The sequence below is a fragment of the Saccharopolyspora sp. NPDC050389 genome (genome assembly GCF_040655595.1).
In the GTDB taxonomy this organism is placed as follows: Bacteria; Actinomycetota; Actinomycetes; order Mycobacteriales; family Pseudonocardiaceae; genus Saccharopolyspora.
On record NZ_JBFAKG010000063.1, the window covers coordinates 33,359 to 50,844 of the forward strand.

A 17,486-nucleotide genomic window follows, 5' to 3' on the forward strand; every position below is an offset into this window, starting at 1 on the left:
CGCCACACCCTCAAAAACCTCCCCATCCTCACCCGCCAAAGCCCGAGAGGCGTCCAACCCGCTCGGCGGACCCAACTCACCCCAAATCCCACTCCACGCCTCACCACTGCCCGGCGCCTCCAACGCCGACACCGCCGACAGCACCCGCGCCCTGTCCCACACACCCCCCACCCACGAATCCCCCGCCGCCTCATCACCGCGCTGCCGCTTCGCCGGAGAACCCACCTGAGGACCGGCCTGCTCCACAGCAGCACGCTGCCGCTTACGCCCGCCGCTTTCCGGCGCGAGCTCCTCCGCGGCCGCCGCCAGCGACGTCCAATCCATACCCCCCGAAACAACAGCCCCCAACAACGACTCAACGTCACCGGCGGCGGCGAAGCCACCAAGCTCTTGCTTTTGCAGCGCGATCTTCTGTGCCAACGAGCCACTCACCGATGCCTCGGCGACGAACCTGATGATCGCGCTCTGAACCACCGGGTCCAGGCCGCCCCAGACCTGAGGGTTCTCCAGGCTCAGCTCGTCATAGGCCCCGGCCACCTTCCGCTTCGCCTCGGCCAAAGCCGACCACCGCTCGGACCCAGCCGACCGCCGCCCGGCCCCTGACCTCGCCGTCGCCTTGAAAGCCGACGTCAAGTGGCGCAGCTCGTCCTGGTCCAGAGCGCTGACCACCTCCCGCAATCCCGCAGGCAAGGGACCCGCAGCCTTCTGACTTTCGGCGGATCCCGGCTGCGGCATCTGCGACGACCCACCCGGAACCGCCCGCTGCGGGAGAGCCCCGGCGACCAGGTTCAGCAAGGTTGCGGCCAAATCCCTGGATTTTTTGAAATGTGCCAGGTTGAGGACCCAGCCGTCGGTGTTGCCCCACGACTCGGCGGCGCGGAACGCCTCGGTCTTCGCCATCACCCGCAACGCCACCGGTTTCATCGCCAGCACATGCGCGACGAACGTCTTCACAACCTCCTGCTCGCGCGACTGCAGCCGCCCCAAGGCCTCCGGCGCCTCCTTCTCGGACGCCTCAACCACCGCAAGCTTGGCTTTGGCCAGATGCCATGCCGCATCTTCCCGCTTCGTCTCGTGTACTTCGCCCGTCGGCGGCAAAGCCCAACGCTCCACCTCAGCCGCATCACCAAACTCCCCCGCCACCTTCTCCAACCGCTCGAACGTCAACCGCCCATCCGGCGTCTCGACACCACCGGCAACATTCCCTGACCCCTCAGCCACGTGCGCCAGCACCACCAGCCACCCCACCAGCGGAACCCGGCTCTCACCCTCGTCGTTAACCAGGCCCGCCAGCTCCGATGTCCCGACCGCCTGCACCGCCGACGGCGTCTTCGCCACGATATGCTTGGCAACCGTCTTGAGAACCTTCTCCGACACCCCGCTCAAAGCGGCCGGGACCAGCCCCCTGTCCACGGCTGACTTCCAAGCCGGGCCCATCCCCGACCCCACGCTGTTAAGGCGCTGGACGTTCGCCACGTCCTCCCGCAGCGACGACGACCGCAGCTCCGCCTCACGAAGCTCAAGTGCACCCGCCAGGGACTCCAACCCACCAGGCGTCGTCAACTCCAACCGCCGCACATCCGCCATAGCCGGACCCTGCTCCGCAGCAACCCCCAGCCGCCCGACAACCTCCTTGCCCTTATCACCCGGCACATCCGCCGAGTCGCCGGAAAACTCGGAGCCGTCCCCGAAGCCCCCGAAGCCCTCGGAGACGTCGTCGTCAGAGAACGTCGGGACGTCGTCCATCAGCACGTCGTCGCCCGGGTCGGGCACGGTGGCCCGGTCGCGGACAGGACCGGTGGAGCTTTCCCCTTGTTCTTCTCCGGCCCACCTCAGGCTTCGCCTCGGCGCGTCACGCAGCACTTGCGGCGCGCCACCATCACCGTCGCTGTCCCGCGCGCCGACCCGCCCGTCACCCACCGGCACAGCACCCTGCGACCGCACCGGCAACACCGTCGACGCCGGGGGCGCGCTTTCCTGCGAGGCCGACGAGTTCCGAGCAACGACTTCCAGCGCCGACAAAGCAACGGCGACGCCATCGGACTCCACATTGGGGTCCCAGCCAAGTTCTTCAAGCCGCGGCGCCGCCCCCACGATCTGCAGCGCTTCCGGCACACCCGCCAATGCCTCTGCGACGAGCCTGTTGACCGCACGCTGAACCACCGGGTCCAACGCATTCAGAGCACGCAGGTCGTCATCGCTCAACTCGCCGTACGCGGCCCACACCAATTCCTTCGCCGTCCGCAGCTGCTCGGCGCGATCCAGCCATTTCTGTACCGGTATGTCTCGCTCGGCCGTGCGAAGCTGATCCACCGCACGAACCAGCCACTCGGCGCTCAACGGCACCACATCCCGCTGTTCGGCCGCTGCGCCCCGGGAAACCTCTTGCCCGGACACCACAGGCCCAGCAGACACCAAGGTCGCGAAGACCTTCATCACATCGACAGCAGTTTTTGCGTTGGGCTGCGTTGTGAGCACAGGCCCCCAGGAGTCGGCGTCGCGGAACGCCCCGGTCTTCGCCAGCATCAACAAAGCCAACGGGTTGCCCGCCAGCACATGAGCAGTGATGACCTCGACCGCGTCCCGCTTCGCCGGAGGCAGCCTCTTCAAAATCTTCGATGTCTCAGCATCCGGCGTTCGTCTCTTCGCCCAGAAGGTCTTCGCCGCGGCTTGGCCACGTTTCAGCCACTCAGCGTTCAACTCCCGACCGCCCTCGGTCAGCTGGTGAGCCGCGTCCAGCACATCCCAGCGATCGCTATCAGTCTCACGAACAAGAAGATTCGCCGCATCCTCCAGCCCAGCGACCGTAAGGACCGGCAGCGCATCCCAAGCAAGAACACGCTCCTGCCCACCCTGATCACCGCGCTCGGCCCCATTCGCCGCCCGCTGGTACCCCTCCCGCACGACATGCGTCAACACAGGCACCAACCCACGAAGAGGAACCCGTGACGAGCCCTCATGCACCAGCCCAGCCAGCTCAGGCGTCCTCCTCAACAACGCCAGCGCCGGCTGCGAGCCCGCGTGCGCTCGCTTGGCAATCTCCACAAGATTGCCCCAGTCCCCGGGGTACTCCTCGCGGAAAGCCGCCGCCTCCGGGCTGATGTACCCGAAATACTCCTCGCTGATCAGACGGGTCGCGATACCCAGCCTGTTGGCATACACCCACTTCTCGGCCGCGGGAAGCCCCGCCAGCCATGCGTCCTCGTCAGAGCTGACCCGGGCCAGCTGCGCCTCCAACGCCGCACCCGTCCACCCCGCCATCACGGGCATCACGGTGGCAACGTGCCCAGGGTCGATCCGGCGCCCCCCAGCATCGAGCCCGTACACCCAATATCCGGAACCGGGATCACCGAGCGCATCCGGAAGCACACCACTCAGCGCCTCCCATCCACGCACATGCACCGCCTGGCCCCGCCCACCACTCGGGCGCCGCACCACCAGAAACTCGGTCGTGGACGGCTCCTCCGCACTCCGTGCGAGATCCCCCAACCGACCCCGGGCATCAACGACCATGCCCAACGACGCCGGTTCCGGAACGCGATGCGACCTCAGCCGCAAACGGTCCAACGCGCCGGAGAACGACTCCCACGCCTCAACTCCACCCGCCAGCTCCCCCCACTGCCGAACCTGCCGCACATTGTCCGCGATTTCCTGCACCAACTCCTCCGCAGAACCCCAGCCCAGATTACGAAGCTGAGGTGTCGCGTAGAGCACCTCAAGCGCGAACGGCCGACCGGCCAGCGCATAGGCGACGATCCTGCCGACAGCACCCCGATCCACCTCATCCAGACCAGCCAGGAGATGCGCCTCCGTCATCCAGCCAAAGACGTCAGCCACCTCGGCCTGCGCCTGCTGCAGACGCACGACATGCTCGCGATCGGTCCCCCGCCGCCGCTGCCCCTCAAGGAACGCCGACTCGGCCGCATCAAAACGATCCGCCACCGTTCGCAGACCCTCCGGCGTGAACCTCGCCGGCCAGGCCGGCACCCGCGCGGCCACAACACCCAACAGATCCACGACGGAATCCAGATCAACACCGGCGAACTCCGGCAAATACATCGCCGCCGGCGTCTCAGCCAGCACATGCGCAACAATCCTGAACGCAGCATCCCGATACGCCGACCCTGCCTCAGCCAGCCGATGCACCGCATCACTCGACTCCCGGCCATCGAAAACCCGCCGCACGTCAGCCAACGCCGAACCCAACCGCTCCGCAGACAACGACAAGTCACGCGCCCGAACCTCATCCAGCGCATACGCCGCATCCAGCAACCCCCGCGGCGTCCACTCCACCGAAAAAGCCGCGGTATCCCCTGACCTCGCGTCACCGCCACTGGTGCCGTCAGCGTTGAACGCCTCCCCCACGTCACTAGACCCCGCGTCGTCTGGCCCTGCACCAAACAGCAACCCGTCACCACCGTCGCCTTCAAGGGTGCCCGGACTACCGTCGCTGTCGCCTTCAAGGCCAGGGAGCGGCGAAATGCCGGTGACCGCACTACCGTCGTCGGCGGCATTGGACTCGGCTTCCTGCCCCTGAGCGGAAACCGTCATTTCTTGGCCGGCCGGTTCCCACTGGCTCACGACCTCGTCGACCACGGCGGCGCGCTCTTCGTCATTCATCTCCAGGCCCCGCGCCGCAGCGTCGTACTCGGCTGGGGTGAGCCAACCCGGCGACAGCCCGTGCAGTGCCCTCGGAACCAATGCGTCGTCCACCAGCGGCAACCCGGACCCGCCATCCAGCACCTGTTCCTGCGCCTGCACCGGTGACGATCCCGCTTCCAGCGCCTGTGACGGTCCCGCCTCATCACCGCGCTGCCGCTTCGCCGGAGAACCCACCTGAGGACCGGCCTGCTCCACAGCAGCACGCTGCCGCTTACGCCCCTTCCTAGAAACCCCACTCGCCACCGACCGCTCGCCGCTTTCCGGCGCGAGCTCCTTCGCGGCCGCCGCCAGCGACGTCCAATCCATACCCCCCGAAACAGCAGCCCTCAACAACGACGCGACGTCACCGGCGGCGAAGCCCGTTTGCAGCGCAATCTTCTGTGCCAACGAGTCACTCACCGATGCCTCGGCGACGAACCTGATGATCGCGCTCTGAACCACCGGGTCCCCGCCGCCCAAGACCCGACGGCCCTCCGGGCTCAGCGCCCTGGCCACCTCCTGCTTCGCCTCGGTCAAAGCCGACCGCCGCTCGGAAGCCGACCACAGCTCGGACCTAACCGACCCCTTCGCCTTCAAAGCCGACGTCAAGTGGCGCAGCTCGTCCTGGTCCAGAGCGCTGACCACCTCCCGCAATCCCGCAGGCAAGGAACCCGCAGCCTTCTGACCTTCGGCGGATCCCGGCTGCGGCATCTGCGACGACCCACCCGGAACCGCCCCCTGCAAGAGAGCCCCGGCGACCAGGTTCAGCAAGGTTGCGGCAACCTCCCTGGATTTTTTGAAAAGTGCCAGGTGGAAGGCCCAGCCGTCGGTGTTGCCCCACGACTCGGCGGCGCGGAACGCCTCGGTCTTCGCCATCACCCGCAACGCCACCGGATTCATCGCCAGCACATGCGCGACGAACGTCTTCACAACCTCCTGCTCGCGCGACTGCAGCCGCCCCAATGACTCCGGCGCCTCCTTCTCGGACGCCTCAACCACCGCAAGCTTGGCTTTGACCAGCTGCCACACCGCATCTTCCCGTTTCTCGTCGTGTACTTCGCCCGTCGGCGGCAGAGCCCAACGCTCCACCTCAGCCGCATCACCAAGCTCCCCCGCAACCTTCTCCAACCGCTCGAACGTCAACCGCCCATCCGGCGTCCCGACACCACCGGCAACACTCCCTGACCCCTCAGCCACGTGCGCCAGCACCACCAGCCACCCCGCCAGCGGAATCCGGCTCTCACCCTCGTCGTTAACCAGGCCCGCCAGCTCCGATGTCCCGACCGCCTGCACCGCCGACGGCGTCTTCGCCACGATATGCTTGGCAACCGTCTTGAGAACCTTCTCCGACACCCCGCTCAAAGCGGCCGGGACCAGCCCCCTGTCCACGGCTGCCCGCCAAGACCGGCCAATCTTCAACATCTCGCGGTCAAGGCGCCGGTCGTTCTCCACGTCCTCCCGCAGCGACGACGACCGCAGCTCCGCCTCACGCAGCTCAAGGTCACGCGCCAGGGACTCCAACCCATCAGGCGTCGTCAACTCCAACCGCCGCACATCCGCCATAGCCGGACCCTGCTCCGCAGCAACCCCCGGCCGCCCGACAACCTCCTTGCCCTTATCACCCGGCACATCCGCCGAGTCACCGGAAAACTCGGAGCCGTCCCCGAAGCCCCCGAAGCCCTCGGAGACGTCGTCGTCAGAGAACGTCGGGACGTCGTCCATCAGCACGTCGTCGCCCGGGTCGGGCACGGTGGCCCGGTCGCGGACAGGACCGGTGGAGCTTTCCCCCGGTTCCTCTTCGGCCTGCGACCGCACCGGCAACACCATCGACGCCGGGGACGCGCTTTCCGGCGAGGCCGACGAGTTCCGAGCAACGACTTCCAGCGCCGACAAAGCAACGGCGACGCCATCGGACTCCACATTGGGATCCCAGCCAAGTTCTTCAAGCCGCGGCGTATCCCCCACGATCTGCAGCGCTTCCGGCACACCCGCCAATGCCTCGGCGACGAGCCTGTTGACCGCACGCTGAACCACCGGGTCCAACGCATTCAGAGCACGCAGGTCGTCATCGCTCAACTCGCCGTACGCGGCCCACACCAATTCCTTCGCCGTCCGCAGCTGCTCGGCGCGATCCAGCCATTTCCGTACCGGTATGTCTCGCTCGGCCGTGCGAAGCTGATCCACCGCACGAACCAGCCACTCCGCGCTCAACGGCACCACATCCCGCTGTTCGGCCGCTGCGCCCCGGGAAACCTCTTGCCCGGACACCACAGGCCCAGCAGACACCAAGGTCGCGAAGACCTTCATCACATCGACAGCAGTTGATGAAGTGGACCACCTTTCGGGCACAGGCCCCCAGGAGTCGGCGTCGCGGAACGCCCCGGTCTTCGCCAGCATCAACAAGGCCAACGGGTTGCCCGCCAGCACATGAGCAGTGATGACCTCGACCGCGTCCCGCTTCGCCGGAGGCAGCCTCTTCAAAATCTTCGATGTCTCAGCATCCGACGTTTTCGCCCAGAAGGCCTTCGCCGCGGTTTGGCCACGTTTCAGCCACTCAGCGTTCGACTCCCGACCGCCCTCGGTCAGCGGGTGAGCCGCGTCCAGCACATCCCAGCGATCGCTATCAGTCTCACGAACAAGAAGATTCGCCGCATCCTCCAGCCCGGCGACCGTAATGACCGGCAGCGCATCCCAAGCAAGAACACGCTCCTGCCCACCCTGATCACCCGGCTCGTTCGCCGCCCGCTGGTACCCCTCCCGCACGACATGCGTCAACACAGGCACCAACCCATAAAAAGAAACCCGTGATGAGTCCTTATGCACCAGCCCAGCCAGCTCAGGCGTCCTCCTCAACAACGCCAGCGCCGGCTGCGAGCCCGCGTGCGCTCGCTTGGCAATCTCCACAAGATTGCCCCAGTCCCTGGGGTACTCCTCGCGGAAAGCCGCCGCCGCCGGGCTGATGTACCCGAAATGCTTCTTGTTGGTCAGACGGTTCGCGATACCCAGCCCGTTGAAATACGGCCACTTCTCGGCCGCGGGAAGCCGCGCCAGCCATGCGTCCTCGTCAGAGCTGACCCGGGCCAGCTGCGCCTCCAACGCCGCACCCGACATCACGGGCATCACGGGGACGGAGGGCTGATGAGCCGCGTCGCCGGGGCCGGCGCCGCCCCTCAGCTTCTCCAGCTCCCTACGCACCACCCACCCCGGATTCTCGGTGCGCAGAACGCGTCCGAGTTCAGCGGCGAACCGCTTCAAACGAGGCTCATTCCACCCACGCGGGAGATTCGCGCGCTGCTCGGCAACGAGGCGAGACACCGTGTTGAACGGGAAACCCCAGCCGATTTCACCGTCGAGATCGACAACATCAGGGTTAACCGGGGTGTCAAACAGGTTGGTTTCGCTGACGATTCGCTGCGCGGCCTTCAGGTCGTTGTAATGCGGCCTCAGATTCCTCGCCGCATCAAAGATCTGGGCTTCACTCGTCAACTTCTCCCGACCAGCGCCGCGGTCAACGGCAAGCGGCTGATCAGACGCGGTCCTCGACTCAGCCCGGAGTGCCCCCAGCCCACGCGCGATCCTCGTGGCGATCTCGAGGACGGCATCGCGGTTCAGCTCGCGGTTGCCCAGCAGCGTGCTGATCTCGCCGATAGCGGCGACGTAATGCCTCCGTCGGCTCTCCAACTGGTCGACGTCGCTGACCTCGCTGAGCAGGTCGCGGGCGGTCTGGATCCGGTCCAGCAGGGGGCCGACCTCATCCGGGCCCGGCTGGGACCTGACGAACTCACCGACCTGCTCAGCAGTAACAGCGTCTTCCTCCACGCCCACCCGATCCGCAACCAGCGAACGAAGCACACGCGAGGCATGCAGCGCCGAACCCTCCCGGCCGCGTTCCAGCTCCCGTTCACCGGCGCCCTCCGTTACCTTCGGGGTGGGCGCCGGTTCGATGGCGTCCGGGCGGCCGGTGCTGGGGATGGGTGCCGCCGGCAGGTCCAGATCCTGGCGGATGTTCCTGGCGCGATCGAGCGCCGCGCCCTCGCCCCGGGTCACCAGGTCGAAGGCGATGACGTCGCGCAGATCGTTGCGCAGGCCGCGGCCGAGGTGCCGCGCTTGCTCCGAGCGAAGGTTCATCTCGCGCTTGGCGATCGCGTCGGCGCGTTCCCGCTGCGTGTGTTTGCCGACCTCGTCGCCGGGGTAGATCGCGTCGAGCAGGTTGCGCACCTGCTGCCCGCGCCAGTTGAGCTGGATGGCGTTGGTCAGCGCATCGCGCAGTCGCTGCTCGGTGAAGCCGGCGTCCTGGGCGAAGGTGTACGTGGCAGGCCGCAGGGCCGCCGGCAGGCCGGCGAGATAGCCGACCACCTGGTTCATGGTCACACCGGGCCCGATGTCCAGGTTGCGGCCCCTGGTCAGGTCGTCCTGAGGCAACGCGGGCCGCGCCGGCTCGTACCGCTGGCCCTCGCCATGCATGAACGCTCCGGTTCGCCCGGGAGTGCTGCCGACTACGCCCCCCCTGGGCACCGCGACGGATTCCTGCTGCCACAGCTGGCCCAGGTCGGTCATGCCGAGGCGCAGTGCGAGATCACCGGTCACCACGTCGATGCTGTCGTCGTGCGCGTCCACCTGCGTCACACTGCGCTGGTGGCGGGTCTTCACCGACAGGAAGTACTGCCAGCTACCGCGGAATATGTACTTATCGTCGTTGTAGACGTTGTTCTTCGCCCAGTTCGTCGCCCCCCGATCAGACACGAAATGCGTGTCGTGCTCGGCGAGCACGTTGCCCTCCGGGATTACCCGGGCATTCGGGTTGATGGCACCCTCACCCTCCGCACGGACGCCCATTCCCTCGCCGCGCAACCCCGCCGCCGCGCCCACCGCCGTGGCCTCGGACTCGCCGAACCGTTTGCTGAACTGGTCGATCGTGGCCAGCGTCGCGCCCGCCTCCGGCGGCACCTTCTTCAGCAGCGTGAACTCGGCAGGAATGGGCTTGGCGTGGGCACTGACGTTCATCCGGCTCTTGCGGAAACCCCGTCGCACCACAACCTTCTCGGCCCCGTAGCGGTCCTTGCTGTGAGCCATGGCGTGCATACCGCCGCGTACCGTGCTGCCGCGCGAGAGCATGTCCAGCACGAGCCGGCCGGCACTGCCTTCCTCGGTGTAGCGCGACTCCTTGGCCGCCGCGTTCTCCAGGTCCGTTGCCGTGACCGCGCCCGGCGACAGCGGAGCATTTCCCAGCTGAGCCTTCAACACCGACTCGAACGCCTTGGAGGTGTACTCGCCGATGGCCATGGTTTGGAGGCCGTCGCCGACCGCCAAGACGGGGCTCGCCCCGTCCGGCAGCGTGGCGTGGACGGTCACCGTGGGCCCTTGTGCCGGGCGCTGCAGCGCCGGAGCGAACCCGGCTTGTGGCGAAATCAGCCCCACCTTCCCGAGCACGGTCGCCGGCACCGACACCGCGGCGCTGCCCCCTCCCTCCGGCGGCGGCGACTTCTTCCGCAGCTTCGCCGGACCCTGCGGCCGACCGTCCCGCAGCGGCAGCACGTCCTTGTCAACCACATGACCCAGCGTGACCGCCTTGAGCAAGAAGCTGGGCTTTTCGTGCCGCGAGAACTCCAGCGTGTACTTCACCTTCACGTCGGTGCGGCCGACGAGGCTTTGCGAGGTGCTGACGCCGCGCTCCTCCTTGTTGCTGCCGTCCAGGATGGTCACCTTCGTCTTCTCGCGAACCGCCACGAGTCCGGTGCTGGCCCCGCCGAACGTGTCCGTCCCCCCGCCTGGACGCGGTTCGGCGTGCGCGCCGCCGACCTGGGGACCGCCGCCGAACACCAGGGTCCTCGCCTTGGTCAGCGACGTGAGCACGATCGAGAAGGCGAGGGAGGCCATCGACGTCGGCATCACCGGGGAACGCCGCACCGGCGTCTCGTCCTCGTGGTCCGACCTTTCCGCGGAGATCCGCACGTTGACCACTTCGTGGAACCCGAACAGCCGCCGCCAGCCCTTGCTCGCCGGATTGACGATCGACAGCACCGCGCCCTGCTCCGTCGTCCTGCCGGCCAGGGCGTCGCTCAACGTGACATGCCCGTCCGGTTCAGCCAGCACTTCCTCGATCGGCTGCAGGATCTTGTCGCGGAACTCGGCATCGGTCACCTGCAGGAAATCGAGGGCCCGCTCGGCCTCGGCAAGGGGCTGCCGCCCGTGTACTTCGGACGACTCCACCACCGTCCCGTTGTGCGAACGGTAGTCTTCCGGGTTCTCCGGCAGCAGGGTCTGTACCGGGGACGCCTCGATCCAACGACGAACCGACGACTCCGACACCGACAGGTCGTGATCATCACGCAGCCGCTGCACGATCGTCGCGACCGTCACACCGGCGTCGATCCACTCCTTGATCCGAGCCCGATGAGGCTCGAGCTCCGCTTCCGCCGTCTCCTGGGCATCCGCCTGCTCCTGCCGGTGCTTCTCCAGCTCCTTGAGCAGCTCGGGCGGCACCTCCTCGCCGTCCGCCTCGTACAAGCTGATGGCGTCCTCCAGCGGCATCACTATCACCGCGGCGTTGGGCACCACCGAGACCGCCGGACCCCCTGGCAGCCGGCTGTTGATCAACCAGTTGACCGCGCGGCTGGACGTCTCGTAGGTCGTCTTCCGGTCGACGACGAAGACCGCCGTGGGACCGGAGTACGGGAGCACCTGCAACGGGCCCGGAGCCTTCAGCACGGTCTTTCCGAGGTTCAGGTTGTACAGCCCCAGCAGGTTGCCCAGCACCCGCCCAGCGCTGCCGGGCATAACGCTGATCAGCGACAGCAGGATCCGCACGCCCAGTTGGTATCCCCGGGAACGCGACCTGACCATCAGCGGCAACTGGCTGGCATAGCGGTACAACTCAGGGGAGTCCTTGGCGCTCTGCGCGCTCAGCAGCCGGTAGTTGCCGAACTCGCTGGTGTGGACTTTCTTGGTGAGCAGCCGCGACCACAGGCCGCCGGTCGCCAGCTCGGGCACCTCCTGCTTCCGGCCACTGAGCGCGAGGTCGGCGTCCACTCGATGAGCGCCGTAGCTATCGAACGTATCGACCAGTCGGCCAACCGCGTCGCCGGATCCCTTGTGCGGAGGTGCCTCGTACCGGTACTCCGTCGTCGTCCCGTCGGGCAAGACCTCGGTGAAGGCCTTCAGCCCCTCGGGGCTCGACCACGTCTTGAACAGCCGTGGCGGCTTGTGCTGGGGCGCATCCGGCCGTCCACCGTCGGCGGGAACCAGCGAACGAGCACCCGACAGCTCCGCGGCAGCCCGGTCGGCGGGGCTGACCCGCACCGTCTGCGGGTACGCGAAGTTCCCCACCTTCTTGGGTTCGAGCCTGCGGAAGGTGACACCGTCCGGCAGCGACCCGAGATACGTCCGCTCCTCGACCTCACTGGCGGGCAACGGCTTGGTCGCCCAGGCGAGCTTGCTCTCCGGCACCGCCAGCAGGACCGCGTTTTCGATGCGCTCGCTGAATACTCCCTGCCGCGGCGACGGCACGGCTTGCGGCTCGGGCGGAAGCTTATTGCCGGACTCGTCCTTGCGCAGCACCTTCCGGAACGCCTTCGGCCTGGACAACGACCGCGAGTCCGGGGAACCGGACGCATCGCCGGGCTCCGCACGCTCCGTCTCATGTGGATACAGCGAGTCACCGGGCGTGAGGCCCGCCAGCTGCGCGTCAGCGGCCGTCGGCGCGGCCCGGCGACCACGCACGTCCGAGCCGATCATCGTGCCACCGGCCAGCAAACTCTGTGCCAAGTTCGGCAGCTGCCAGGAGGTGTGTACGCCCGCGACCCGCGCGTTCGCGTAGGCCTCGACGAGGTTCTCCGCGGTGTACCCACGTGCGTTCTCCGTCGCCCAGCCCTGCATGTTGGTGCGCCGCACGTTGAAACCGGCGCTGACGCCCATGCTCGGCATGTTCCAGGAGCTCGGCTTGCCCCTCAGGAACGAGAAGAGCCCGAAGACGAACCGCAAGAACCGGTTGGCAGAACTCACGCGGGCACGCAGGTTCAGGCGGTTGTCCTCCTTGGTCCTCGAGCGTTCGGAGGACGGCTGGAAACTGTTGGGCACCTCCGCCTCGATGCGCACCGCGACCCGGTGTGCCCTGCCGTCGGCCTCCACCCAGCTGAACGCGAACTCACCGGCCGTCGCACTGCGCATCGCCTCGGTGGCCTTCGCCGCGGCAAGCTCCCCCCGGCCGGCGTCGGGGTGCCCGCCAAGGGCTTCCCACAGGGCGGCCTTGCCCTGTGGGCCAAGTGCAAATCGCTCGGAGACCATCTCGGCGAACTCGCGGACCTTCGGCTCGGGCACCTCCTTCACTTCTTCCGGCGCCACCAGGAAGGCGGGGGCACGGCGCTCGGGCGGCACCTCGATGTCCTTCGACTGCGTCAAATGGCGGGGAACAGGCAAGCCGGCACGGATGGCCACGTGCGCCGGCATCGCTACCCGGTGGCCACCCACCTCGTAGACCAGCCGGTCGTAGAGCGCCTTCACCTTGTTCTCCAGGTAGACCATCGAGAAGGGGCCGTTGTGGGTACCGAACCCGCCTTCCACGTTGAGCCCGCCCATTAGCCCGGTCACGAGCCCCACCATCTCGCCGGCACCCAAGCCGCCACCGGCGGCGAGCTCGACGCCTTCGAGCTGAGACGCGTTGAACTCGACCTTGTGCTCCTCGCCCCGACTCGCCGGGGTCGAGCCGACAAGGCGAACCCGCGCCCCGGCGGTGATCGCCTCGGTGATCCCCTTCGGTAGCCGAATGCCGTTCCCGGCGAGGCGGTCAACGACCTCCGGCGTCAGCTCGGCGGTGTCCTCATCCTCGGCTGCTTTGACCGGCGTAATGCTCGCCACGCGCAGGCCCGCATCCAGGATCGCCACCGCGGGTCGCCGCCCCACGGCGCCGGACCCGACCCGGACGGTCATCGTTGCCGGGATGGCCGGGCGGCCGCCGTCACCCTCCATGACCAGGTTGATTTCGGTGTAGTCGAGATCATGGCGCGAGTCCACCGCCGGTCCGACCCACACCAGGGGACGGACGAACGCGTCGGAGTTAGAGATCGGCTCGATCGTCCCCAGCGGGATCCGCAAGACCGCCCTGGCCGATGCCTCCTGAGTGTCGAAGTCACGGTTCTCCGTGCCGCTCGACTCGACCATGATGGGCGCCAGCGTGGACGGCGCGGCACTGCCCGGCGGCCGATGCAGCTCGACCTGCACCGGGACCAGGATCCGGTCACCCGCGGCGGTCTGGATCGGCAGCTCCCGGTTGGTGAATGCCTCGGCGAGCTCGACCAGGCTCATCTCGCGGATCTGCGACTCGATGGCCGCACGGTCCTCTCCGCTGTACTCGGCCACCGCGTCGACCAGCGACGAGACGCCCTTGAGGCTCTCGATGGTCAGCGTTGAACTCATGGCGAGCAACTGGAGCTCGGCTGCCTGCTCGACCATCGCAGCGGTGGCGCCGGCAACGGTCTGGTACTTCTCGATGGCCGCGTTCAGCGTCTCGTACTGCTCGCGCAACTCCGAGCCGAGGGCCTTGGCCTCGCCGTGCAGGAGCTCCGACTGGTCAGCCGCTGCGGCGATCCGGTTGTCCCGCTCGGTCATATCGTCGAGGTCCCGCGAGAGCAGCGACTCGGCTTCCCGTCGCTGCTCCCCGTCGAGACCAGGGGAGGTGAGCTTCTCGATAGCCTGCGCGGCTTCGGCGATCTTGGCACGGTAGGTCTGCGCGGCCTCGCGCGCGTCGGCTTCGACGCGGCTCGCCTCCTGGGACCTGGCGTGGACCCTGTCCACCAGGCGCTCGGCCTTGCCGCGGACGGTCTCGATCCGGTCGATGAGCTCGGCACGGGCTTCTCGCAGCTGTGCAAGCCCGGCGTCGGTCACCTGCCACGAGAGGCGGGTGGCGGACACAACGTCCGAGGCTTCCCGCACGAGTCGCTCCGCCCGCTCCACCGCCGCCGCGGACCGGGCAAGACGCTCGTCCGAGTCCTGTGGCGGCAGAGTGCCCGCAGGGGTCTGATCGATCTCACGAAGCAGGTCAGCGTGCCGGCCCCGCTCAACGTCCAGGTTGGCCGCCGCGTCGGTCAGCCGCTGCTGAGCCTGGTCCCAGGCCGTCCGAGTCGCACGCGCGCTGGCTTCCGCTGTGTCTTCGGCCCTGTCGAGCGACGCGGGGTCGATTTCTCGCAGGTCACCGTCGATCTCCGCGAACAGGTCGGCGGACCGGTCGGCCTCCGCCTTGACCTCCTCCACCCGGGCGCCGGTGACTTGCCGGCGATGCAACGGGGTGAAGCTACGGACGAGACCGCTGTCGTTGGCGATCCACCTGGCGGCCTGCACCACGGACATGTCGTTGGCCGCCGCCTCCGTCTCCACGACAGAGGCCACCGCCTCCGGATCCAGCTCGTGCAGTTCGAGCAGGTACGGGTCGAACAAGGCCTCCACCGCAGTCATGGTGCGGACCTCGACTGCAGGCCTCTCGCCGCTGGCGTGGATTTCGTCGCTGAGCACCTGGCGGGTGAACAGACGCCGATTCGGGCCAGGCTCACCGTCAGCGGATGAGGATGGCTCGGGCGCAGCGGTCTTGAAGGACCGGATGATGTTGTCCACCACAAACCACGAGCTGACGTTGTTGTCGCTCATCTCGACGATGCGGTCGGCCACCCGGATCACGTGATCCGGGTCGAGGCCCTGTTCAAGCAGCCACTCCCGATCTTCCGCGGCGATCGACGGCCGGAAGTCCTGCGGAATGTCGACAAGCTCTGGCGCGTGCGCGAGCTCGCGGGCGAAGCGTGCGCGTGTCCACGCTTCGACGCCCATCACCAGCGCCATCAGCGGCGCGAAGCTCGTGTCCGGCCCGCTCCTGAGCTGGACCTGCTCAACGACCCGTTCCATGTCGTCGAGGTTGATGCTGTCCTCGTGGAGCAGCTGCATATCGACGGCTCGCAACACCTCCGCGTCGGTGTCCGAGCTGACCGAAGCCAGCGACGGCGCCTCCGCCAGGACCTCGTCGAACTGCGGCCGGTTCCCCCCGCCCAACCGGAGCTCCCGGGAGATGTTCTCCGCGATGCGCCCGACGGGCACCTCGCGGCCTTCCTGCTCCCAGACCGCCTGCACGACAGCGGCGACATCGGTGAACCCGAACTTGGCACCGAACAGTGCGGCGGTTCCGACATGCCACTCGACGATCCCGCGCAGCTCAGGATCGAGATCGGCCTCTGCCGGCGCTGCGGCGCGCACCTGCTCGAACTTCTCCCAGGTCCATTTCTCCGTGCCGAGCGCGCGGGCGACGTGCCTGGACAACGCTTCCGGTTCGACTACAACGGCGCTGGCGTCGATGGCGTTCTGCAGCGCCGTGGCCACGTCGTCCTGCGAATACCGGCGGCGGGCCAGCAGCGCCGGGCTGTGCTGATTCGCTGCCTCCCGCACGGCCGGATCGACCGCACCACGGAGGGCGGGCTGCTCGCGGAACGCATCGAATTTCTTGCCCGACCACGGCTCCGTCTTTGTTTCCACGGCCAGGTAGTCGGCGATTTGGTCCAGGCTGAGACGACCCTCGGCCTCGTGTTCGAGGTGATTGACCAGCCAGGCGATCTGTTCGGGGGCGTAACCGTTGCGGGCGAGTTCGACGCTGCTGAAGTACGTGACCACCGAGCCGGGCATGACCTGCCCCGGCGACGCGCCAGCTTCGGCGCGAAGAGCGTCGACCATGCCCGGACTCAGCGGCTCGATGCCGAGCAGCCGCACCAACGCTGTGGCAACCACAGCCTCTTCGATGGTGTTCCCGCTGCTTGCCCTGATCGCCGCAGTCACCTGCGCGATGTCGAACACGTTGTAGCCATGCACCTGGGTGCGCAGGTAACTGCTGTTCGTGACGACGGCCGCGAATGCGGGGGCGGGATCGGCGCGCAAGCCGGCCGCCGCCAGCACGACATGCCGCGGCTCCCAGCGCAGAGCCGGCACGCTACCGATCTGGGCGGCCAAAGCCTCGCCCTCGCCGAGACTGGCCGTACTGGGCCCGCCCGCCTGGTGCATCCGCCACGCGAGAACGTCGCGAGCCGCCTCCACCGGTGAACTGCTGAGCTGCTGGAAACCACTGATCCTCGGCAACGGATTGATCGACGACAACGCCAGATCCAGCGCCGGCTCCCGCAGCCGCGACACGTACTCGGGGTCGCCCAGTTTTTCCAGCGCGATCGACGCCACGTACCCCTCGACATCGAGGCGGTCCTGCGTCCACTCACGCGCCATGCTGCCGCGGTCCGCGGCGATCTCGTCCGCCACCTGCAACCCGGCAGCCCAACCCCCGCTGCTCGTCGCGGTGGCGATCATCGTCCTGATAGCCCCGGCCAGCTCGTCGTCACGCTTGTCGGCATCACTGATCTCACCCGCGTCGAACGCCGCGGCGATCAGCTTGTCCGCGCTACGCAACGCTTCCTCGCTCGGGGGCTGCTGGATCGCGGCCTCCGCCTTCAGCCGCTCCTCCGGCCATGCCGCCCGCAGGTCGGACTCCGCGCCGAACCAGGCCCTCGCCTGCCTTATCGTCTCGTCGCCGGTCGCTGGGTCCATCCGGTCCGCGGCAACCAGCGGAGCCAACCACTCCCGCTGCGCGGGGCTCAACAACGGGGCCGACTCGGCCAGCACCCCCATCGCCTCCGCTACCAGGTCATCCCGACCGGGTAGCTCGCTCAGCGCGACTTCCGCTGCCTCCAACTCGGTGTCGATGGCCTCCCCAAGCTCGGCCAAGACTTCGTCCACCCGCAGGTCGGACTCCGCGCCGAACCAGGCCCTCGCCTGCCTTATCGTCTCGTCGCCGGTCGCTGGGTCCATCCGGTCCGCGGCAACCAGCGGAG

The 17,486-nt window shown here is 67.8% G+C and carries 1 protein-coding gene (cut by a window edge); it reads right to left on the minus strand.

Annotated elements, in window-relative coordinates; all coding sequences use genetic code 11:
• Positions 1 to 17,463: the start of a hypothetical protein gene (locus tag AB0I53_RS33005; RefSeq protein WP_358611869.1), read on the minus strand. It extends 20,772 nt beyond the left edge of the window; only the first 17,463 of its 38,235 coding nucleotides appear in the window; its start codon is at positions 17,461 to 17,463; its stop codon lies beyond the left edge, outside the window.
• Positions 17,464 to 17,486 lie beyond the last annotated feature (23 nt).